Below are 21,686 nucleotides of genomic sequence, written 5' to 3'. Positions count from 1 at the left end.
GTCCGAGCCTCCGTGGCCCCGTTTGCGCAAGCGCCGATGGCATGTCGAATGACTGATTCACATGTCGTGGAGATGACGGAGGCAATTCCGGTTGAACTTAGTGTGAGTGTCGGCGTTTCTGTGGGCAACGCCATGAAACTGGAACCAGAAATGAGACATGACCCCGCCGTGATCGGCACGAACGCCGTCGATCTGCCGTCGGGACTGGTCAAGGCCGCAGGGGCCGGCGCCGTTCTTTCGCCCGGTCGCAATTGCCGTGAGATCGTCCGCGCCAACAATGCGGCCCTGCTCGTCGATGCCCAGAACTACTTTGCGGAGGTCGAGAAGGCGCTGCAGCAGGCCCAGCGCTCCATTCTGATCGTCGGATGGGACTTCGACGCCAGAATCCGGCTGCGGCCAGACGTCGAGGGCAGCGAGAGCCTCGGCACTCTGCTGCGCCGGCTGGTGGAAGAACGCCCGGAGCTGGAGGTGCGCGTCCTCGTCTGGAGTGTCGCGGTCGCTCATGCACCGGGTGCGACCTTCGCCCTGCTGTTCGGCGCCGACTGGGAAGACCACCCCCGCATCCAGGTGCGACTGGACACGGAGCACCCGGTTTACGCCGCCCATCACCAGAAACTGGTCTGCATCGATGATGTCATCGCCTTTGCCGGCGGCATCGACCTGACGGTGGGGCGTTGGGACACCTCCGCGCATACGCCCAAGGATCCGTGGCGCCTGACGCCGGACGGCGCTCCCTACGGTCCCGTGCACGACCTGCAGATGGCGGTGGACGGCGAGGCGGCAGTGGCGATTGCTCGTGTCGCCCGCGAACGCTGGCTTCGGGCGCTCGGCGAAGACCTCCCGGCAATCGAACCGTGCCCGCCGATCTGGCCCGATGATTTGCAAGCCGACTTCCAGGACATTGCCATCGGCGTGTCGCTCACGGTGCCGGCCACCAATTTCAGCCCCGCCGTTGCCCAGGTGGCCGCCCTGACCATCAACGTCCTGGCGGCGGCGCAGCGCTCGATCTATATCGAGGCTCAGTATTTTACCTGTTCCCTGATCCGCAAGGTGCTCGCCTCCCATCTGGCCCGCAGCGACGGGCCCGAAATCATCGCGATCGTCTCCCGCGCCGCCGAAGGTGTGGTGGAGAAACGTGTCATGGGCGAGAACCGTGACAGGCTCATTCGCCGCCTGAAGCGCCACGACCCCTATGATCGCCTCAAGGTGCTCTATCCGGTGGCGACCTGCGACGGCGAAACCGCCGAAGTTCTGATCCACGCCAAGCTGATGATCATCGATGACGATGTGATCCGCGTCGGCTCAGCCAACCTTAACAACCGCTCCATGGGGCTCGACACCGAGCTCGATCTGACCATCGAAGCGAATGGCGATGAACGGATCCGCTCCACCATCAGCCGCATTCGCAACGATCTTCTGGGAGAACACCTTGGCTGCGATGGTCAGCTCGTCGCCAAGGTGATTGCCGAGTCAGGCTCCATGGTGGCGGCCCTCGAGCAGTTGCAGGATGGTCCGCGCTCCCTGCATCCTTTCCCCGCTTTGACGGAGGCTCGCGGCCCCGTCCATCCGACCCTGTGGACTGCGGTTCTGGATCCGATGCGGCCGATCCGCCTGTTCAACTTTTTCCGCAAGATCATCCCCCGGCGGCGTCAGGCGCGCGCCCGTCGCCGGTAGAACAGCTCGCTGGCTCCGAACAGCAGGAGCCCGAGGACGAAGGGCGCCAGGAAATAGGTGAAGCGGAAGACCAGCAGCGCACCGATCAGGGTCTTGCCCTGCACGAGATACATCACCACGCTCTCGATGACGCCGAGCCCGCCGGGGACATGGCTGACAAGGGCGAGCGTATTGGCGATGACATAGACGGCAGCCGTCTGCAGATAGCTTACCTCCGACACGGCCATGAGCACCTGATGGAGACAGGCTGCGACCGCGGCGAAATTGGTTGCTCCGATGATGATCTGACCGATGGCCAACCGGAACGGTGGCAGTGCGATCTCTTCTCCCCGGATGGTGATCTTGCGGCGATAGAAGGCGGCAGCAGCGAGATAGGCCGCAATGGCGATGACGCAGGAGATGCCGATGCCGATGACCAGTGCCCGGCTGACACCGGTCACCTCGGCAGCGAGATCGGGACGGGCGAGCAGGGCGATACCTCCCAGAGTGACGAGGCCGACCCCGACGGTGAGGCCGCAGAACACGATCACCTGGGCGATTTCCGCCAGACTCAGGCCCCAGCGTGAATAGAACCGGTAACGGACTGCACCGCTGCTCAGGGCGGCAAGACCAATCGTGTGTCCGATGGACAGGGCGGTGAAGGAGGTCAGCGCCACCTTGGGATAGGGCAGGGGTTTTTGAACGTAGCGCAGAGCCAGCATGTCGAAGCCGGTAAGGCACAGATAGCTCAACGCCGCGAACAGTGCGGCGAACAGCAGCCTTTCCACGGGAAATCCGGTGACGGCGGCAATCAGCTCCTCGGCGCTGTAATCCTTCAGCGCCCGATAGAGCAGAAAGGCGGCGACGCCCGTGGCGACCACGGCGATGGCCGGGCTCAGCCACCGTTTCAATGGCCGCGGCGAGGCTTTGCTGTCGTGAGGCCGTGTTGCAGCAGGGGAGGTGGGAGAAGCCACGGGAACTCCTGGATGGGGAAATGCGGTCCCGTATCAATGACGCAGCGGGGCCGAACGATCCCTCGCCGCCCGGCCACGGCAGAGATCACGCCCTCAGCGCTATGGGTTCGGAAAAAGCGGCCTGGCTCTGTCGGATCAGGTCGTGGATGAAGCCGAGCTTATGAATGGCCGGTTCCGGCAGGATAAAGGGGTAGAGATCCGGCTGACCCATGCTCCTGTTGAGATTATTTGCGGCGAAGGCGAGCGGGAACCAGGCGGCGACGATTTCCTCGACGGAACTCATCCGATACGGCGAGAAGCTGTCATCCATCTTCACGTGTGGCGCATTCTCCACGAGCGGATCCACACTCAGCCCGAAGGAGGCACCCGTCTCCAGAGTGTCCACGATGTGGAGATAGTGCGCCCAGGTCTCTGCGAAATCCTCCCAAGGGTGTGACGTCGCATAGCTGCTCACGAAATGCTCGCGCCAGTCCGGCGGTGGCCCTTCTGAATAGTGTCGGCGGAGCGCTTGGCCATAATCCTGGCGTTCGTCGCCGAACGTGGCTCTAAACGCCGCGTGCCACGGTCCATCCCTGACCAGTCTCTCCCAATAATGATGTCCGACCTCGTGACGCAGATGCCCGAGCAGGGTGCGATAGGGCTCGTTCATCTCGCTGCGCAACCGCTCCCGGGTGACGTCGTCAGCTTCGATGAGATTGATGGTGACGATGCCGTTCTCGTGGCCCGTCATGACCCGTGGGCTGTCTTCGGTCGGGGCATCTGGGTCGGCCATGAAGTCGAAAGCCAGTCCATGCTCGGGATTGTCGACTTTATTCTGCAGAGGCAGCTCAAGAGCCAGCAATGTGTAGATCAGCCGGTGCTTGGCGATCTCCAATCGTCTCCAGCGCTCCCGGTATTCACCGCGCGAGAGATCAGGAATGGTGCGGTTGTGCCGGCAGGCCGTACAGAAGCGTTCATGCGATTCATCGGGGATCAGCCAGTTGCACGCGTTCTGCTGTGAATTGGCACAGAAGCGGTACAGATGATCCGGGTCTGCGAGCGGCCGCCAAAGGTCGTCGTCGCCTTGCAGGGCGCTGAGATCGGACATCATTGGCAGGTAGCCCAGCCGATGACCACACGCTTCACAGCTCGTGTTCTCGAAATAGACAAGGTTTCCGCAATTCTGGCATTCGAACAGTTTCATGATGTCACATGCTGCAGGACAAAAATTTGATCGATGCTCGTTAATGACTTGGGACACTATAGGTTCCGCTCAAATCGAGGGCCGGTGTCGCAGCCGCTGCCTGTGATAGCGCGCTGCACAAATCGAGCTTTACCTGGGGGAGATGAAGGGCCACACTTAATCGCACACAAACAACGATTCCGATGACGATCCTAAGCGTCCATCACGTAACCAAATATCGGTACCGGCAGCCGGTCCTCTTTGGCCAGCATCGCGTCATGTTTCGGCCGCGCGACAGCTATGATCAGCGTCTGCTCTCGTCCTCCATCGACATCACGCCCGAACCCACCAATCTGCGCTGGATACATGATGTCTTCGGCAACTGCGTCGCCATCGCGACCTTCGCGGGGCGGGCCGATGAGCTGTGCTTCGAGACGCGGATCACCTTGGACCATACGCCGTCCAATGCGCCGCATTTCGAGATGGAGGAGCATGCCAAGACCTACCCCTTCTCCTATGGCGCCGACGAGATGCCGGACCTCACGCGATCCATAGAGCGCCAGTATCTCGACCCCGACCGCGAGGTCGACCGCTGGGCTCGTCAGTTCCTGCGCCAGGGCCGCAAGACGGAAACGGCCTCCTTGCTGATGACCATGACCAACGCGATCCGCGAGGGCTTCTCCTATGAGCGCCGGGTCGAGAGCGGTATCCGCGAGCCGAAGCTGACGCTGAAGCTGCGCCGTGGCTCATGTCGCGACCTGGCCATGCTGATGATCGAGGCGGTCAGGGCTCTCGGGTTTCCGGCGCGCTTCGTCTCCGGCTACATCTATGTTCCAAGCCGCGACGAGCCTGGCCATCTCGGTGGCGGCTCGACCCATGCCTGGTGCCAGGTCTATCTGCCGGGAGCGGGATGGGTGGAGTTCGATCCGACCAACGGGATCATCGGCAATCGCGACCTGATCCGCGTCGCCGTGGTCCGCGATCCGCGCCAGGCAATCCCGGTCTCCGGCACCTGGACGGGCTTCCCGTCCGATTGGATCGACATGGAAGTGATGGTGAAGGTGACGTCCGAGGGGTCGGAGAAGCGCAACAGCGCCGACGAGGCGCGGCCACGGGAACGGCTGCGTGGGTTGGGCGTTTGAGTAGCGAGGTCCGGTGAGGGGACTTGATCTCGTCTTGGCGAGCGTGTTGAGCGTCCACGGCGTTCCGGAAAATGACAACGACCGGGACGGTTTCGTTTTGTGCCGAGTTGCTTGGGTGAGGACGCAATGAAGATACGTGCTGGTTACGAGATTGCCTTCGACTGCGTGCAGCCGACGCCGATGCTGCTCATGCTGAGCGTCCATCCCTCCCGGGAGCCGGACCTGATCTCGCCGGATCAGATCTCGGTGGATCCGCCTGTGCCGCTGACCTCCTATGTCGACACTTTCGGCAACACCTGTACGCGCGTCACGGCGCCGGCCGGTCGGGTCACGTTTCGCAATGACTTCCTCATCAACGACACCGGTCTTCCCGACCGCGCCGTCCCGGAGGCGCGACAGCTTCCGGTCGAGGAATTGCCCGATGACGTCCTGATTTTCCTACTCGGCAGCCGTTACTGCGATACCGACCGGCTGGCAGATCTTGCCTGGGCGACCTTCGGCAATCATCCGAAAGGCTGGCCGCTGGTGCAGGCGATCGTGGCCTATGCTCATGACCGGATCACCTTCGGATACGAGCATGCCTCGGCCACCCGCACCGCCTATGAAGGCCACAGCGAGGGGCGCGGGGTGTGCCGCGATTTTGCACATCTCGCCGTGACCCTGTGCCGCTGCATGAACATTCCGGCACGCTATTGCACGGGTTATCTCGGCGACATCGGCGTCCCGAAGGATCCGGCGCCCATGGATTTCAGCGCCTGGTTCGAGGCCTATCTCGATGGCGAGTGGTATACTTTCGATGCTCGTCACAACAAGCCGCGCATCGGTCGCATCGTCATGGCGCGAGGCCGCGACGCGACGGATGTAGCGATCTCAACGAATTTCGGGCCCACGACCCTGGTTACCTTCGATGTGGTGACGGACGAGGTGGGGTGAGGCCCGCAGCGCGACCATCGTCGGCCGCGGGCTTCGGGAGCGGTCATCCGCGCTTTTAGGCTGCGGCCTTCTCCGAGGAGACCGTCTGGATGACTTCGAAACCCTCGAATTCGGGATGTCCGAGATAGAGCGGCTTGTTTCCGCCGGCCCCTGCATGCGCCTTGCGAAACGCCTCGGATTTCGTCCAACCCTCGAAGGCCGCCTTGTCGCGCCAGATCGTGTGGGAGGAGTAGAGCGTGTGATCCTCCTTGACGGGGCCCTTCAGCAGGTGGAACTCGACGAACCCGGGCACCTCGTTCAGGTGGGTGTCGCGGCTCAGCCAGACATGCTCGAAGGCCTCTTCCGAACCGAGGCCGACCTTGAATCGATTCATCGCAATAAACATGAAGACGTACTCCTATGGGTGATGACAGAGATTACTGCCGCTTGTAGCGCAGCGGAACCGTGAAGGTCATGGCCGTTTGGCCGAGATCCGACGGAATCGGGGGAAACGGCTCCGCTCGGCGCACGGTCGAGAGGGCGGCATCGTCCAGGACCTCGTAGCCTGAACCGCGCCGCAGCTTGACCGAGCGCAAATGGCCATTGGCGGAAATCGCGAAGGTCAGCGTGACCGTTCCCGACATTCGGCTTCGGGCCGCGGCATCGGGAAAATGCTTGTGGCGTTGCAGATGGGCGAGGATCCGGCCGGCATAATTGGATCGATCCGCCTGGCCTGCCTCCGCCTCGCGCACGCCGCGTGTGCCGCGGGCCTGTCCGCTCGCCGCCGCCGCCGACTTGCTGGCGGTACCGGCCGGTGCCTTGTCCGGGCTGGGCTGCTTGGCGCGCGCCGTCTTCGCCTTGGCGGGCTTCGGCGGGGCGGTCTTTCGTTCTTTCTTGGGCTCGATCTTCTTGATCGGCTCCGGCTCGACCTCCACCACGTCGGGCTTCGTCTGAGGGATGGGCACCAATTCCGTGGGCTCCGCTTCCGTCACCGGTGGCGTCACGGGGTCCACCGGCGTCGCGGGATCCACGGCTGCCACCTCGGTGGGTTCAGCCTCGGCGATTTCGGCAGGCTCGACGGCTGCGATCTCCTGCGGCTCGGTGTTCTCTGACGGGGTGGGCTCGACGGCCTGGAGTTCGCCGCCTGCAGCGACCGGGGCCAGGGGAGCAACCTCGCGCGCCTCGACCTCTGCGGGTCTCGGTTCGACGGCGGCGGGCCGCGGAGGCTCGACCTCTTCGATCGGCTTCGGAGTGTCTGTGGGTTGGATCATCTCGGGCGCAACGGCGGCGAGGCGTTGCGTCTCGACCGCATCCGGCTGCTCGGCGCTGTCCGGCTGCTCGGCCGTGTCGGCCTCGTTCGGCTCGGTGACTTCGGCGGTATTCTCCGTGGCGCCCGCGACCGTCTCCACGGTCGCGAGCTCCATCATGATCGTGTTGGACGGTGCGCCCCAGACATCGGCATCCTCACCGGCGGAGCGCTCGGACAGGGCCACGTCCTTGGGCCACGGAACCATGCCGAGCACCGTCGCATGCATGGCGACGGCGCCGGCAAAGCCGATGATCCAGCGGGACGCGTTCCTGTTCATTGATCGACCGAGCTGACCAGTTTGGCCTCCGTCTTGGACGTGAGCGCCAGGCGCCCCAGGCATCCAGACGCATCGAGGCCCTCGCCGTCGCAGACTTTGACGTCATTGACCAGGATCATGCCGAGGTCGGCGCATTTGAGGCCATTGATGTCGAATTGCTGGACCCGGATTTTGTCCTCAGGCAGAGCCTTGGAGGACAGGACGAGGAACCGTTCGACCTTCTCCTCGCGATCGAACAGCACGGTTTCGAGCTGGAGGGCATCGAGCACGGTACCGAGCCGGTTCCTGTAGACGAAGCTGAGGCGGCAGGCCTCAGGCCGCTGTTCCAGGCGGTTGAGCTCGATGTCGATCGTCGCGGCCGACGCCGCCGCGGGAGCCGTCTCCTGAGCCTGGGCGGAGGGGGCGAGCAGGGCAAGCGCGAAGATGATCGCGCCGCCGAGGCTCTTCGGCCCGCGATGACAAGAATGCCGCGAGGATTGCACCATCGTCTCTCCTAAAACTTCATCGTCATGGCGAACTTCGTATTGAAGCCTGGCATGTTGTCCTGGTCGAGGAACGGCCGATAGGTCTCGTCCAGGATGTTGTTGAACCGGACGTCGAAGCGGACGTCGCGATTGAGCTGATAGCCGACGAACAAGTCGACCAGCGTATAGGCTCCCACTTCGAGCTCCGGATCGGTGACCCGGTCCTGCTTGGCGGTGGCCGTGATCTCCGTTCCGACCTCGAGGGCCTCCTCCAGGAAGCGGAACCCGAGAATGCCGGTCAGCTGATCCGGCGGGATCGTATCGACCCATTCGTCAGTCTGCTGATCCTTGCCCCGCATGATCTGGCCGCTCAAGCCGGCGAACATGAAGCCCGCATCATACATGCCTTCGAACTCGAAGCCGCGGATCCGCGCCTCCGCGATGTTCGTATACTGGAAGGTCCCGAACGGAAACGGCAAGGAGGACACCCGCTCTAGCGTGATCATGTCGTCGACGTCGTTCTGGAAGATCGCCGTCTTGATCCGCAGGGCGTCATTGCCGGTGAACAGGGCATTGTATTTGAAGTTGATGCCGGCTTCGAGCGTGTGTCCGACTTCGGGCTTCAGGTCCGGATTAGGCAGGAACGGGAACGGTGCCGGAGGCGGATGGATGCCGGAAATGAGCGTCTCCGTCACGCTCGGGGCACGATAGCCCTCCGCATAGGTGCCATAGAACTGCAGCCCTTCGAGATACTGGTGGAAGGGCTTCACCGCGACCGTCACCTTGGGCGAGATGCGCGTTCCGTCATTGTCGACGTCTTCCCCGGTGGTGACGTTCTTGCCTTCGAGCGCATAGCCGTCGAACCGGCCGGCGCCGATGACCTCAAGCCACGGGAAGAAGGTCAGCTTGTCCTGGATATAGGCGCCATAGGCGTCGCGCTTGCCGCCCGGTGTGAACAGGTCGCCGGTGCTGAGGCTGTCCTTCGTGGTGACGTCGTCATGGAAGAAGTCGCCACCATAGGTGAGCGTGTGCCCGACGAAGCCCGTCTGAAAGATCGACGTGTTGTAGACGTCGGTGCCCGTTGTGACGAGATTGAACTTCCGGTTGGAGTCCACCAACAGCTCATCGACATTCTCCTGGTGGAGGTTGGTCCCCGAGATGTAGCCCGTAGCCGAGAGGTTCCACAGATCGTTGGTGGGATCGTCGAAGGTGTAGCGCACCGTGCCGACATTGTTCGTGAGCCGGCTCTTGCGCGCGGTCCCGAACGTGTCGGTCCATTTATTCTGGTCACCAATATAGCCGACTTTGATCTCGTGACCTTCTGCCGGACGGTAGCTGGCCTTCAACAGGCCGCCGATGACTTCGAAGGCCGATCCGGCGACGGTGTCGCCCTTGCCGTCCTGATAATTCCCGCGATTGCGGTAGGTGATGTTGCCGATCGTGTCGAAGTTGCCGTATTGCAACGCGCCGGTCCCGCTGAGGAAATACCCATCCCCGTTGGTCTCGTAGCCGCCGCGCAGCATGCCCCCGGCAAACTGATCCGGCGCGAGCAGGTCGCGTGCATCCTTGGTTTCAAATGAGACGACGCCGCCGATCGCCCCGGAGCCATAGGTGTTCGCGACGGGACCGCGCACCACCGTGACCTGCTTCAGCAGCTCAGGCTCGATGAAGAGCTGGTTTTCGCCATTATGCTTGGAGACCTGGAAGTTCTGGCGGGCGCCGTCGTAAATGACGGCAACGCGCCCGAAATCCTGCAGACCTCGGATATTGATGGAGCCGCCGGGCTGGTCTTTATCCTGCACTGCGGTAACGCCCGGCATCCCGCGGAAAACATCGCCGAGGGTTTCGGCTTGCCGGAGCTGCAGCTCCTGCTCCGTAACGACGCTGGTCGAGGTCGGTGAATCGATCGCCGCCTCTTCAATCCGGCCGGGCACGACGGTGACTTCGTCGAGCGCGATATAGTCAGCCGGGACGGCCTCACCTTCACCGGGCAACGGCGCCGCATCGGCGTCTACCATCTGGGCATGAGCCCCGGTTGTCAGCGCGGTCATGGCAACCCCCGCCATCATCGCCCGACGCAGCCACACGAGCCGCTTACTCATCGATTACCCCCACTAGTCGAGTTGCACTGAGAACCATCAGGTTCGCTGGCTACTCGACCGGAGAGGTCTTTTGCTCGCTTCAATGGACGGGCCCCCGGCCTCGTCCGCTCCCTCTTGCGTTCTAGAAGAACTCGACTATTAAAGTCAACAATACAGCAGCCACTGAGATGAGGCTGGAGCGGGACTGGGGCAAAAATGCCGGACGACAGAAGCGAGCAGAGAACTCACGGATTGACATCCACTGAGGAGAATTTCGGAACCGGCCGATCCCGACGCGTTATTCGTTCTGACGAGATTTTCGGCGACCAGACCAGCGCGTTGATCGCTCATGGCGACGAGCTCTACACGTTGCGCGTCACCAAGCAAGGCAAGCTCGTACTGAACAAGTGACCGGACAGCCGGTGGAGAGACGGGAATATTCGATGATTCGGAAGCCTTTGATTCATGCTGCCTGCCTCCTCATGGGATGCAGCTTTCTGCTCGGTGCGGCGAGCATACCGGCGACATCCGGCACGATCACCGACGCCTCGGGTCGTTCGGTAAATGTCGAAAATGTCTCGCGGATCGTCTCCGCGGGCGGGTCGGTGACCGAAGTGCTCTATGCCTTGGGCCTCGACAAGGAGATCGTGGCGGTGGACACGACCAGCCTCTATCCGGCCGCGGCCCTGCGCGACCATCCGAATGTCGGCTATCTTCGCGCCTTGTCGGCCGAGGGCCTTTTGGCCGTCGATCCCACCGTCATCCTGGCTGAGGCCGATGCCGGTCCTCCGCCGGTGGTCGACCAATTGAAGGGAGCCTCGATCCCCTTTGTCACCGTTCCAGACGAGACGACGCCCGCGGGGGTCGCCGATAAGATCCGGTTCATCGGCAAGCTTGTGGGCAAGGCGGCCGAAGGGGACCAGATGGCAGCGACCGTCCTGGCCGACTTCAAGGCCCTGGAAGGCAAATTGGCCGCAGTAAAGGACAGCCCTCGCGTGCTCTTCATCCTGAGCGTCGCCAGTGGACGCATGATGGCGTCGGGCAGCGGCACCTCGGCTGACGAGATGATCAAGCTGGCCGGCGCCCGGAACGCCCTCTCCGGCTTCGACGGCTATAAGCCCGTCTCCGCCGAGGCCGTCATCGCTGCGGCTCCCGACGTCGTCCTCATGATGACGCGCGGTGGCAGCGGCCATGGCGCTGGGGACATCCTGAACGATCCCGCGATCTCCCAGACGCCCGCAGGCAAGAACAAGCGGCTGGTGACCATGGACGGGCTGCTTCTGCTGGGCTTTGGCCCCCGCACCGCGCATGCGGCGACGGAATTGGCAAGCCAGCTGCATCCCGAGGCCAAGATCGAGCCGCTGCCGCCCCGAGCCTGGACTGAGTAGCGCTCGGACACGACGATGGCGGTCATGGAACAAAGCAACGACGTTGGGCGCAGCCGGGACGCGGGCGACCGCCGCCACGTGGCGCGCCGGGTCATCGCTCTCTTGGCCGTCGCATCCGTTATTGTCGGCATGCTCTCCTTGAGCGTTGGTGCCACCGGCTTCTCCCCGGGCGCCGCTCTGAACGCCCTTCTGGCCCTCGGGGGAGACCAGACGGCTGCCGAGGCCATTCGTCGCGACGTCATCATCCTGGACATCAGGCTGCCCAGAACCTTGCTGGGTTTTCTCGTCGGCGGAACCCTGGCCGTGTCTGGAGTCATTCTCCAGGGTCTGTTCCGAAATCCCCTCGCTGATCCCGGTCTGATCGGCGTCTCTTCCGGGGCCGGTCTGGCCGCCGTCATCGTTCTGATCGGCGTCCCCATCTTCGCCCCCGGCCTTGGCGAGCGCTTCGGTGCCTTCTTCCTGCCGGTGGCGGCCTTTCTCGGGGCTCTCGTCACCACCATCCTGCTCTATCGCATCGCGACCCGGGCAGGCCGCACCTCGGTCGCCACCATGCTGCTGGCGGGCATCGCCATCGCAGCCCTAGCGGGCGCCCTGACCGGCTTCCTGCTGTTCCGCAGCGATGATCAGCAACTGCGCGACCTGACCTTCTGGAGCCTGGGCAGTCTCGGTGGCGCGACCATGAGCAAGGTGGCGATCGCCGCACCCTTCGTGGCCGCCTCCTTGGCGGCGATCCCCTATCTGGCGGACCGGTTGGACGCCTTGCTCCTGGGCGAGGCGGAGGCGGGTCATCTCGGCGTCGAGGTCCAGATCGTCAAGCGCGTGGCCATCCTGGTGGTGGCCCTGGGCGTCGGCGCGGCGGTCGCGGCCGCCGGTCCCATCGGCTTCATCGGCATCGTGGTGCCGCATCTTCTGCGGCTGGCGATTGGCCCGCGTCATCGCAGCCTCATGATCGCCAGCGCGCTGCTGGGCGGGATTCTCTTGATCGCCGCCGACATGGCCAGCCGCGTCGTCGTGGCCCCCGCGGAATTGCCCATCGGCATCATCACCGCCTTGATTGGTGCGCCCTTCTTCCTCTGGCTGCTGTTGCGCCGCCGCTCCCTGCTGGATCTCTGAGATGATTGAGGCGAAGGCCATCACCGTGCGCCGCGGCGAGTCGGAAATTCTCTCCTCCGTCAGCGTGCAGGTGATGCCGGGAGAGCTGACCATCGTGCTGGGCCCGAATGGCGCCGGCAAATCGACGCTCCTGGCGGCTCTGGTCGGAGATCTACTGCCGGTCTCGGGCAGCATCACATTCGACGGCCGCCCTCTGCACGACTTCCGCAAAGGCGAACTCGCTCTGCGCCGGGCCGTGCTCCCGCAGAAGAGTCATTTGGCCTTTCCCTTCACGGTCCGCGAGGTGGTGGAACTGGGGCTCGTCGCCATCGGCACCGGCCGCGGTCGCAGCCATGCCGAAGTCGTCCGCGAGGCGCTCGCCCGCGTCGGCCTGTCCGACTATGCGGCGCGCTACTACCAGCAACTTTCCGGCGGCGAGCAGCAACGCGTCCACATCGCGCGCATCTGTTGCCAGCTTGCGGCGGCCCGGAGCCTGGACGCGACGCCCTATCTCTTCCTCGACGAACCGGTCTCCAACTTGGACCTCCGCCATCAGCTCGAGACGCTCGACATCGCCCGCGATTTTGCCGATCAAGGCGGAGGGGCCTTCGCGATCTTGCATGACGTGAATCTGGCCAGCCTCTATGCCGATCGTCTGGTGATCATCGACAAAGGCCGCGTCGCGGCGAGCGGAGCTCCGGCGGAGACGCTGACGACGGAGATCATCTCGAGGGTCTTCAACGTTCCGGTGGAGGTCAACCGGATGCCGCGCGGCGAGCGGCCCTTTCTCCTGCCTCACACGGCCCGCGACTGATGCGCGCAGTCGCGCCGTGATACGGCCCGATCAAGCCCGCGGCGAACGCTGATGCAGGGCTTGAGTCGGGAGGGGCGCGCGAGGATCGATGGGGTCCTGAGCCCGGGTCGCCTCCGCCAGCACATCCATCTGCGCGAACAGGGCGGCGCCGGGGCGTGCCCGGATGAATTCTTCCAGCGTATGGCGATCCAGGACCTCGATGAAGGCATCGATGGCGCTGTCGAACACGCGGTTGATCGGCACGGCCTGCCTTATGGCGCAGGCTTCCGCACCATGGCCGAAGCACTCCGCCTGAATGGTGGTCTCTTCCGTTGCGCGCACCACGTCGCCGACGCGGATCTCTGACGGCGTTCTGGCAAGCTTCAGACCGCCCAACGGCCCGCGAATCGTCTCCAGGAGTCCGGCCCGGACGAGAAACTGGACCACCTTCGAGACATTGGCTTCGGTGATCTGGTAGGCGCGGGCAATGTCCGAGGCTTTCACGACCTTCCCAGGCCTCTGGCCGCAATGGATCAATATCCGCAGCGCGTAGCTCGTGAGTTTGGTGAGACGCATGAAGGCTTCCATCATTGTGCGCCGGGCGAGAACCGGCCACTCATCCTCTACCACATTAGAATCGGTTTAGACTACTGGCTCAGTGCCCATCGATACATGTAATACCGGTTCTTCTGGACCCCCTCCGGCAGGGGAAGGCGGACGGCGCCCGGCAGATCGAGCTCGGGATCGCAAAGAATGATGGCTCCTGGCGCCAGCAGGGGCGGGATTGTTTCGGCGATGAAGCGGGCCATCGCGGCATTTTGCTCGAGATCGCCGGTGCCGAGATCGCTGTGGACCAGGCATACGCGGCCGGAAAAGGCTGGCAGCTGGGCGGGCAGCGTCTCGCTGACATTGCCGATGATCAGATGCTCCTCGTCCGGCATGCTGCCTGGATGCGCCGCCGGCAGGCGCTCGAAGACGAAGATCTCGCGGTCGGGAAGCTTCTCGCGGAGATGATGGAAGGTGCGCCCGTTACCGAGCCCGAGCTCGAAGACGACCCCTTTGAGGTCCGCGACTTCCGCGCAGGCGAAGTTCAGGCATTCGCGCTGGGCGATCACCCGGTTGATGAACGAATCAAGCCGCGACATTCAAGCTCCATGGGACAAGACGGGCGCTCAGCGGGTGAACCGGATGATGCCGCTATTGTTGAGGGTGACATCGTCCTGGTCGACGATGGTGAAGCCGTGATCGCGCACCAAAGCTGCCATGCGCGCCGGATCGCAGTCGGGGAAGCTGGGCGTGGCCGCCCCGACCGGTTTCGTTTTGTCTGCATATTGCAGCACCACGTCGCCGCCGGGTCGTAAGATATTTGCAATGCTTGTCAGATACGTCGAGATCATCGGGAGCTCGAAATGGACGAATGTTCCGTAGGAGAAGATAAGATCCGCGGACATGGGAGCCATGCCGGGGAAGTCTGTGCCGGAATTTTGGATGAACACCATATTAGGCACATGAAAATTGCGTTTCAGCTCCTCGAGCAGTTCCGCATACAGATCCACCACATAAAGAGTGCGGCAGGGAACCAGGTAGCGAGTCCAGCGACCGCCACCGGGACCGATCTCCACCGCGATCTTGTCGGGATGGATCAGCGGCCACAGGAAACGGTCGCGCACGGCCACAAGGTCCTTCCGCTCATCGGGATGCCCCCACTGCAGGCCATAAAGGCCGTGCTGATCGATCAATCCGCGTTCCCGCGCCTTGCGAAGCTTATCGAGATGCAGATCGATGTTAGACATTGTCCGAATGTGGCTCTGTGGGTTGGCGGCCCTCCGAACATGCCCAAAACCGATCGATGCGCAACCCAATTCCGTTCTGGCCCAATGCACCGTAAGGTGTCGATGGCGGGGCCACGGGGCTTACTATGAACAATGATCGTTTTCAGGTTAAATTCTGGGGCGTGCGCGGCAGCATCGCGTGTGCCGGCGGCGCCTATGACACCTATGGCGGCAACACGCCTTGCGTGGAAATGCTGCTGGGAGACCACGTGCTCATCTTTGACGCGGGCTCCGGTGCGCGGCAGCTGGGCAGCCAGTTGCTGAAGGAGGGGGTGAAGTCCTTCGACCTCTTTTTCAGTCATTGCCACTATGATCACATTGAGGGGATCCCCTTCTTCGACCCCCTCTACGTGCCCACCGAGCAGATCACGGTCTGGTCCGGCCACCACGTGGATGGCGGCAGCACTCTCGATATGTTGAAGAGCTTCATGCAGGCGCCGTTTTTTCCGGTGGGCCCCGAAGTGTTTCGCGCCAAGCTGGATTACCGCAACTTCAACGCGGGCGAAGTCCTGGAGCCGGCACCAGGGATACGCATCGAGACCACGCGCCTGCGGCACTGCAACGGCTCGATCGGCTTCAGGATCGAATATGCCGGCAAGTCCGTCTGCTATGTGACCGATACGGAGCATCACCAGGATAAGCTGGACACGGACATCGTCTCCCTGATCCAGGATGCCGACATCGTCATTTATGACGCCATGTATACGCCGGAGGAGTATCCGACCTTCAAGGGCTTCGGCCACTCCACTTGGGAGGAGGGCGTCGCCCTCTGCCGGACGGCGAAGGCGAAGAAACTGGTCTTGTTCCATCACAACCCGCGCCACGACGACAAGAAGCTCGCGGAGATCGAAGCCGCAGCGGCAGCGGCTCTCCCCGGAACGATCGCCGCACGGGAGGGGCTGGTCCTGGACGTCTGAGCCTCTGGGCCTCTTTCGGAACCTGTGACTCCCTCCGTGATGCGCCGCCTCACGGATTTGTGCTATGCTCCCGGCGCTGAGGGGCAGTTGTTGCTTGATTGGAAAGCAACCCTTAACCAAAACTCCTCACATTGATGTCTCGCGGAGGAATGCAACAAGCGGAGTGGCTATGAAGCGGTGTCTGACGAGCTGGTTGAGCGCGATGATGGTGGCCTTCGCCACATTTGCCTGCGCGCTCGGACCCATGGCAGCGACACCGGCCACGGCCGATGCCCGCTTCGATCGCTTTGTGCAGAGCCTGTGGCCCCAAGCCCATAAGGCGGGTGTATCGCGGGCGACTTTCGAGGCCGCCTTTCGCGGCGTGACGCCGGATCCCGAAGTGATCGAGCGCGCCGAAAACCAGGCCGAGTTCAAGACGCCGGTCTGGGATTACATCGACCAGCGCGTGTCCGATGCCCGCATCGAGAACGGCCGGGCCATGCTCAGAGAGCACGCGGCACGGGTCGCGGCCATCGAGAAGCGCTATGGCGTGCCCTCCACCGTCCTGCTCGCGGTCTGGGGCATGGAGACGAATTACGGCTCGCATATGGGCGACAAATACGTGATCCGCTCCCTCGCGACCCTGGCCTATACCGGGCGCCGCCAGAAATTCGGCCGCCAGCAGCTGATTGCGGCGCTGAAGATCTTGCAGCGTGGCGACATTCCGCCGTCCCACATGTCCGGCTCCTGGGCGGGCGCCATGGGCTACACCCAATTCATCCCGACCACCTACAACGCCTATGCGGTCGATTGGACCGGTGATGGCAGCCGTGACATCTGGCGCAGCGTGGCCGATGCTCTGGCGTCCACCGGCAACTACCTTCATAAGTCCGGCTGGAAGCCGGGTCTTCCCTGGGGCTGGGAAGTGCAGCTGCCGCGGGGCTTCAACACCAAGTCCGCCGGAGCAAAGGCGACCATCGGCACCTGGGCGAAGCGGGGCCTCAAGCTCGCCGACGGCTCCACCTTCAAACCCGGATCCACCGTCCCCGCGACCCTGTTGATGCCGGCAGGCGCAAGGGGCCCTGCCTTCCTGGTCACCCAGAACTTCCGAGCCATCCTTCGCTACAACAATTCCAATGCCTACGCCTTGGCAGTGGGACATCTCGCCGATCGAATCGCTGGCGGTGGACCCATCATCGGCGCCTGGCCGCGTCCGGCGAACGCCTTGTCGGTGCGTGAGCGCATGGAGCTCCAGGTGCTCCTGACCGCACGCGGCTATGACACCGGCGGCGTCGACGGAAATGTCGGGCCGCAGACCAAGGCGGCGGTCGAGCGTGCCCAGCGCGACGCAGGCTTGACGGCGGACGGCGAGCCGAGCTCTCGTCTGCTCAAACATCTCAAGCAGGATGGCTGATGGGACCCATGCACCGGTGTGTGTCGTTTATTCTCCTGGCAATGCTGGCTGTGGCCGCGCCCGCGATGGCGCAGACTGCAAGCAAGCCGCCTGTAACGGAGACCCAGGCGGCGGCCGACGGAAAACATAAGGCGCCGGGCGCGACCTATATTCCCGAGGCTCACGACCGGTACACGGTGCTCGTCATTGGCGACAATATGGCAGGGGGCCTCTGGGCAGGCATGGGCCGGGTTCTCGCCGGCGAGGAGAAGCTCCAGCTCGAAGGCCGGTATCGCGAAGGCTCGGGCTTTGCCCGCGCCGACCTCTATGACTGGGTCGCGGCCCTGCCGGGGATTCTCGATCGCAACCAGGTGCACACGGCCGTGGTTCTCGTCGGCTCCAATGACGGCCAGGACATGAGGGTGGGTGACAAGCGCATCCCCTTCGGATCGCCGGAATGGCAGACCGCCTATGAGAAAGTCGTGGACGCGTTTCTTACGGAGATGAAGAGACGCAGCATCGCCGTCTATTGGGTCAGCCTCCCGCCCATGGCGCGCGCCGAATATGACAGTGCGATGCAGAAAATCAACGGAGTGGTCAAAGCCCGCGCCGAGAAGCTTGGCGTCAAGTTCATCGACATCCGCAAGGACTTCAGTGATGAAGATGGGCGCTACACGGAGATGGGCGTCACGCCCGACGATGGCGTGATGCGCCGGCTCCGCGACCGCGACGGGGTGAATTTCCTCAAGCGTGGCAACGACAAGATGGCCTCCCTGGTCCTCGACGTGATCCGCGAGGATATCAAGACGGCGGAGGACCCGGCTGTGGCGGCCGCCCAGACCCTGGCGGCCCAGGGAGAGACGGGCGCCACGGATTACGCCAACAACCTTCCGCTCTTCGGTCAGCCGGGCGTCAACGCTCCGATCATGATCCGACCGGAAGTTCCGAAAAATTATCGCCCCAATGCCACCACCATGGATGCGGGCATTGCCATGGTCGTCGACTTGGATGCACCGGGCGGCGAGGAGGGATTGCTGCAGTTGCAGGAGACGGCGGCTCCTGACACGGCCGCAGCGAAGCTCTTCGCCCAAGGCATCCCGCCTGCACCGAAGCCGGGCAGGGCGGATGATTTTGCCTGGCAGAAGAGCGCGCCCTAACCCGCGGCCGCCCCGCGGCCGCGATGCTAAGCGGCTTTGGCCGTGGACAGATCCTGCGCCAGTTTGATGAAGCTTTCGACGTCCTCCTGGCGTGTCGCGAAGGATGTGACCATCCGCGCCATGACTTCGCCGGCCTTCGGGCGATCTGCGGGAGCCACGCCGCCCGGTGACCATTCATAGAAGTTCGCGCCCTGGGCCAGCAGCGCCTCGTGCAGGGGCCGCGGCAGGATCGGAAACAGCTCGTTGGCCTCCACCGCCACCGGAAAACGCACCCCCTTGCAGAGGCTGAGGCCCTCATGGAGCCGTTTCGCCATGGCGTTGGCATGGGTGGCATTGCGCATCCACAGATCCTGATCGAGCATGGCGTCGACCTGCGCCCCGAGAAACCGTCCCTTTGACCAGAGATGGCCGGTGCGCTTGCGCAGATAGGGAAAGTCGACCGCGAGCCCCGTGTCGAACAGGATCACCGCCTCCGCACCCAATGCGCCATTCTTGGTGAAGCCGAAGCTCAGCACATCGACGCCGGCCCGCCAGGTGATGTCGGCGGGACGGGCTTGCAGAGATACTACGGCATTGGCGAAGCGGGCTCCGTCCATGTGCAGCCGGCAGCCATGCCGGCGGCCGACCTCGGCAATGGCTTCGATCTCGGACACCTTGTAGGTGGTGCCATACTCGCTAGCCTGAGTGATGCTGATGGCTGCGGGCTTGACGCTGTGGGGAGGCCGCCCGAAGGCCGCCAGAGCCTCCTCCACGGAGCTGGCGCTCATCTTGCCGCCGGCACCGTCCACGGCGATGAGCTTGGCGCCGCCGGTGAACAGCTCCGGCGCTCCGCATTCATCGATCATGATATGGCTTTCGCGGTGACAGATGACGGAGCCGAAGGGCGGGGTCATCGCGGCGAGGCTCAGGGCATTGGCGCCTGTGCCGGTGGCCACCAGGAACATCGCGATCTCACACTCGAACAACTCGCTCAGCCGCATCTCGGCCCGTTTCGTCCAGCGATCGGACCCGTAGGAGACTTCACTTCCTTCATTGGCGCGCGCAAGCGCGTCGAGGATCTCTGGAGAGACCCCCATCACATTGTCACTGGCGAAGTTCACGTCAGATTTTCCTCGTTGAACAGAGTGAGGCGAGGCAGGCTTTCGGCCGGCCGCAACTTGAACACACGAGCATAGAAGGCGTGCTCCGCCAAGAGGGCTGCGACAATTGCCTTCGCACCTCGGAATCCGTGGCCCTCACCCTCGAATTCCATATACCCCACCGGAACGCCCCGGTCCTTCAGCTGTTCCACCATGCTTCGCGACTGGTCTGGCGGCACGATCTTGTCCTCTGCACCCTGGAAGAACATGACCGGGGCCTTGATCTTATGCGCATGCTGCAGCGGCGACCGAGCCCTGAACACGGCATCGGTGGCGCCGACAGTCGTGCCCGTCAATGCATACAGATAGCCGGACTCGAACTTATGCGTCTCCCGCAGCAGCTGCTCGAGATCGCCGACCCCGTAGGAGGAGACCCCTGCCTGAAAGACGTCGGTGAATGCGAGGGCGCAGAGCACGGTGAAGCCCCCGGCGCTGGAGCCGGTGATCGCCTTGCGCCGTCCGTCCACGAGCCCCTTTTTGACCAGCATCTCCGTCGCCGTGACCACGTCCTCGACGTCGCGGATGCCCCAATGCCCGTTCAAACTGTCACGGTAGCTGCGGCCGTAACCCCAGCTGCCGCGATAATCGACGTCGAGCACGGCGAAGCCGCGGCTGGTCCAATATTGCGTCCGGGGCTTCAGCCCGCGCTCGGCCATGCCCGTGGGCCCGCCATGCGCCGTCACGATCAGCGGTGGCCGCTCCGCATTGCGCGCGCTCTGCGATTTGTTGGTGGGCGGGTAGTAAAGGGCAAAGACCTGATCCTCCTTGGTCCGGGAAAGAGCGATCGGCTGTCCTTGCGAGATGTCGTCGGCCTGGAGCTCGAGCTCCAGGCTGTGGCGATGGACGGAAGGGGCGGGGACATGCTCGCCAATGGGGATCTTCACCAAGGCGCGGGGCATCGTATCGCTGGTTGCATAGGCGAACACTGTCGACAGGGCGAAGCTTGGATTGACGATGTCCTTGAAACCGAGATCGAGCAGGTCGACCGCCCCCGTTGTCACATCGACGATGGCGGCTTTTGAAGCACCGTTCTCGAAGAAGGTGGAAAACAGCCGATTGCCCCCGATGCTCGTATAACTCCGCACGCCCAGCGCCCAGAGGGGAAGGCCGAACTCCGCCTCCCTTGGGGCGATGGCCTGGACTTCCGTTCCGTCCCAGCGGTAGAGATTGCCCCAGCCGCTGCGGTCGTCGACGAAGACGAGGTCTGGGCCGATCCATTCCGGCTGGAACACGGATGTGCCGCTGCCGCCCGCCAGATGCAGCAGGGACGAAATCTCGCCATTGCTGGCAAAGACCCCGACGCTCAGGCGGCTTTCGTCCCAGGGCATGCCGGGCAGGTCCCACTCCACCCAGGCGATCGAGCTCCCGTCGGGGGAGACGCGAGGATTGGCATAGAAATCGGCGCCCTCCGCGAGCGGAGTGATGTAGCCGCGCGCGCGGCCGTCCAGGGGAATGGCCACCAGCATGTTCTTCGGATCGGTGGACTCTTCCGGGCCATGGCGCTCGGCGACGGCGATGAGCCGGCGCCGCATTCGGTCATAGGAGAAGTCTGCGAAGCGGTACCCGCTCACCTCGGTCAGAGCAGTCACCGCCCCCGACGTCGCCATGTAGATGTTCTGGTCTTCGGTGTTCACGAAATAGACAGCGCCGTTGAGAGCCAGGAATTCACCCCCGCCATACTCATGAATGCGGGATCGTGCCGCATAGGGCTGCGACGTCATCTCCCGCGCAGGATGCGGGTAGCGCTGTCGCATGACCGTCATCCGGCCCTGCTCCTGGGGCCGCCCTTCTGTCCAGTAAAGGGTTTCGCCTTCGGTCTGCAGACAGCCAAAGCGCAGGGCTTTGCCCGCCACCATGTCCGCGGTGATGGGCGAGCGCCAGCCGCCATAGGGCGTCTTTGTCTTCGAAGTATCCATGCTTGCCTGTTCCGCGATCATATCTGTGCAACGACCATTTTGAAATCACATCCGGCGGGGATTCGTCCATATCATGATGGTGCCTTGCGCGCATTTCAAAAGGCTG

Annotated in this window: 21 protein-coding genes; 10 read left to right on the top strand and 11 right to left on the bottom strand. The window is 63.4% G+C overall.

Annotated features, from left to right (window positions below):
* Positions 1–48: 48 nt before the first annotated feature.
* Positions 49–1,674 carry a phospholipase D-like domain-containing protein gene (locus tag FKM97_RS18545; protein WP_246105155.1) on the top strand — a complete coding sequence of 542 codons (1,626 nt, stop codon included), beginning with the start codon at positions 49–51 and terminating at the stop codon, positions 1,672–1,674.
* Here the strand turns inward: FKM97_RS18545 and FKM97_RS18540 are convergent.
* Together FKM97_RS18540 and FKM97_RS18535 are read right to left on the bottom strand one after the other, a co-directional pair.
* The gene (locus tag FKM97_RS18540; RefSeq protein WP_144293917.1) at positions 1,650–2,627 is read right to left on the bottom strand and encodes a lysylphosphatidylglycerol synthase domain-containing protein; all 978 of its coding nucleotides are present in this window, start codon (positions 2,625–2,627) and stop codon (positions 1,650–1,652) included. The genes FKM97_RS18545 and FKM97_RS18540 overlap by 25 nt on opposite strands.
* A gap of 85 nt (positions 2,628–2,712) precedes the next feature.
* A complete protein-coding gene (locus tag FKM97_RS18535; protein WP_144293916.1) occupies positions 2,713–3,810 on the bottom strand; it encodes a zinc-binding metallopeptidase family protein in 1,098 nt (365 codons plus the stop codon).
* A 182-nt stretch (positions 3,811–3,992) separates the two neighbouring features.
* Here FKM97_RS18535 and FKM97_RS18530 point away from each other — a divergent pair, with 182 nt between their 5' ends.
* Positions 3,993–4,931 (top strand): transglutaminase family protein, encoded by a 939-nt coding sequence (locus tag FKM97_RS18530; protein ID WP_144293915.1) that lies wholly within the window; start codon positions 3,993–3,995, stop codon positions 4,929–4,931.
* 126 nt (positions 4,932–5,057) lie between these two features.
* Positions 5,058–5,864, top strand: coding sequence for a transglutaminase-like domain-containing protein (locus FKM97_RS18525; protein WP_144293914.1), 807 nt, complete (start codon positions 5,058–5,060; stop codon positions 5,862–5,864).
* Between the two features lie 55 nt (positions 5,865–5,919).
* Here FKM97_RS18525 and hmuQ read toward each other — a convergent pair whose 3' ends face one another.
* Genes hmuQ through FKM97_RS18505 form a run of 4 tightly spaced genes read right to left on the bottom strand, consistent with a single transcriptional unit; the run spans position 5,920 to position 9,995 of the window.
* Positions 5,920–6,249: a heme-degrading protein HmuQ gene (gene hmuQ / locus FKM97_RS18520; RefSeq protein ID WP_144293913.1), complete on the bottom strand. Its 330-nt coding sequence runs from the start codon at positions 6,247–6,249 to the stop codon at positions 5,920–5,922.
* 31 nt (positions 6,250–6,280) lie between these two features.
* Complete coding sequence (locus FKM97_RS18515; RefSeq protein WP_144293912.1) at positions 6,281–7,429, bottom strand: energy transducer TonB; 1,149 nt, start codon at positions 7,427–7,429, stop codon at positions 6,281–6,283.
* Positions 7,426–7,914 carry a hypothetical protein gene (locus FKM97_RS18510; RefSeq protein ID WP_144293911.1) on the bottom strand — a complete coding sequence of 163 codons (489 nt, stop codon included), beginning with the start codon at positions 7,912–7,914 and terminating at the stop codon, positions 7,426–7,428. The genes FKM97_RS18515 and FKM97_RS18510 overlap by 4 nt, the downstream gene beginning before the upstream one ends.
* Before the next feature lie 8 nt (positions 7,915–7,922).
* Positions 7,923–9,995 (bottom strand): TonB-dependent hemoglobin/transferrin/lactoferrin family receptor, encoded by a 2,073-nt coding sequence (locus tag FKM97_RS18505; RefSeq protein ID WP_144293910.1) that lies wholly within the window; start codon positions 9,993–9,995, stop codon positions 7,923–7,925.
* 195 nt (positions 9,996–10,190) lie between these two features.
* Between FKM97_RS18505 and FKM97_RS18500 the strand changes: the two genes are divergently transcribed.
* Genes FKM97_RS18500 through FKM97_RS18485 form a run of 4 tightly spaced genes read left to right on the top strand, consistent with a single transcriptional unit; the run spans position 10,191 to position 13,268 of the window.
* Complete coding sequence (locus tag FKM97_RS18500) at positions 10,191–10,385, top strand: hemin uptake protein HemP (protein ID WP_144293909.1); 195 nt, start codon at positions 10,191–10,193, stop codon at positions 10,383–10,385.
* 32 nt (positions 10,386–10,417) lie between these two features.
* On the top strand, positions 10,418–11,362 hold the full coding sequence (locus FKM97_RS18495) for a heme/hemin ABC transporter substrate-binding protein (protein ID WP_144293908.1): 945 nt from the start codon (positions 10,418–10,420) through the stop codon (positions 11,360–11,362).
* 24 nt (positions 11,363–11,386) lie between these two features.
* Entirely contained in the window at positions 11,387–12,475 is a 1,089-nt protein-coding gene (locus FKM97_RS18490) for a FecCD family ABC transporter permease (protein ID WP_246105154.1), read from the top strand.
* 1 nt (position 12,476) lies between these two features.
* Positions 12,477–13,268, top strand: coding sequence for a heme ABC transporter ATP-binding protein (locus FKM97_RS18485; RefSeq protein WP_144293906.1), 792 nt, complete (start codon positions 12,477–12,479; stop codon positions 13,266–13,268).
* A 30-nt stretch (positions 13,269–13,298) separates the two neighbouring features.
* Here the strand turns inward: FKM97_RS18485 and FKM97_RS18480 are convergent, their stop codons facing one another.
* The 3 genes from FKM97_RS18480 to FKM97_RS18470 form a co-directional block, all read right to left on the bottom strand.
* The gene (locus FKM97_RS18480; RefSeq protein WP_170240992.1) at positions 13,299–13,823 is read right to left on the bottom strand and encodes an RrF2 family transcriptional regulator; all 525 of its coding nucleotides are present in this window, start codon (positions 13,821–13,823) and stop codon (positions 13,299–13,301) included.
* Positions 13,824–13,894: 71 nt separating this feature from the next.
* On the bottom strand, positions 13,895–14,392 hold the full coding sequence (locus FKM97_RS18475; protein ID WP_144293904.1) for a class I SAM-dependent methyltransferase: 498 nt from the start codon (positions 14,390–14,392) through the stop codon (positions 13,895–13,897).
* Positions 14,393–14,419: 27 nt separating this feature from the next.
* Positions 14,420–15,040, bottom strand: coding sequence for a class I SAM-dependent methyltransferase (locus tag FKM97_RS18470; RefSeq protein ID WP_144293903.1), 621 nt, complete (start codon positions 15,038–15,040; stop codon positions 14,420–14,422).
* A 125-nt stretch (positions 15,041–15,165) separates the two neighbouring features.
* Here FKM97_RS18470 and FKM97_RS18465 point away from each other — a divergent pair, with 125 nt between their 5' ends.
* The 3 genes from FKM97_RS18465 (at position 15,166) to FKM97_RS18455 (ending at position 18,525) form a co-directional block, all read left to right on the top strand.
* Positions 15,166–15,996 carry an MBL fold metallo-hydrolase gene (locus tag FKM97_RS18465; protein WP_144293902.1) on the top strand — a complete coding sequence of 277 codons (831 nt, stop codon included), beginning with the start codon at positions 15,166–15,168 and terminating at the stop codon, positions 15,994–15,996.
* A 169-nt stretch (positions 15,997–16,165) separates the two neighbouring features.
* A complete protein-coding gene (locus tag FKM97_RS18460; protein WP_170240991.1) occupies positions 16,166–17,389 on the top strand; it encodes a lytic murein transglycosylase in 1,224 nt (407 codons plus the stop codon).
* Positions 17,389–18,525 carry an SGNH/GDSL hydrolase family protein gene (locus FKM97_RS18455; RefSeq protein ID WP_144293900.1) on the top strand — a complete coding sequence of 379 codons (1,137 nt, stop codon included), beginning with the start codon at positions 17,389–17,391 and terminating at the stop codon, positions 18,523–18,525. The genes FKM97_RS18460 and FKM97_RS18455 overlap by 1 nt, the downstream gene beginning before the upstream one ends.
* 26 nt (positions 18,526–18,551) lie before the next feature.
* On the opposite strand, the gene FKM97_RS18450 is transcribed toward FKM97_RS18455, so the two are convergent.
* Together FKM97_RS18450 and FKM97_RS18445 are read right to left on the bottom strand one after the other, a co-directional pair.
* Positions 18,552–19,625, bottom strand: a complete 1,074-nt coding sequence (locus FKM97_RS18450) for a threonine aldolase family protein (protein WP_144293899.1) — start codon at positions 19,623–19,625, stop codon at positions 18,552–18,554.
* Complete coding sequence (locus FKM97_RS18445; RefSeq protein ID WP_170240990.1) at positions 19,622–21,580, bottom strand: S9 family peptidase; 1,959 nt, start codon at positions 21,578–21,580, stop codon at positions 19,622–19,624. The genes FKM97_RS18450 and FKM97_RS18445 overlap by 4 nt, the downstream gene beginning before the upstream one ends.
* Positions 21,581–21,686 lie beyond the last annotated feature (106 nt).

The sequence above is a fragment of the Rhodoligotrophos appendicifer genome, from assembly GCF_007474605.1.
Lineage (GTDB): Bacteria > Pseudomonadota > Alphaproteobacteria > Rhizobiales > Im1 > Rhodoligotrophos > Rhodoligotrophos appendicifer.
This window is presented reverse-complemented; position numbering and strand designations above follow the sequence as displayed.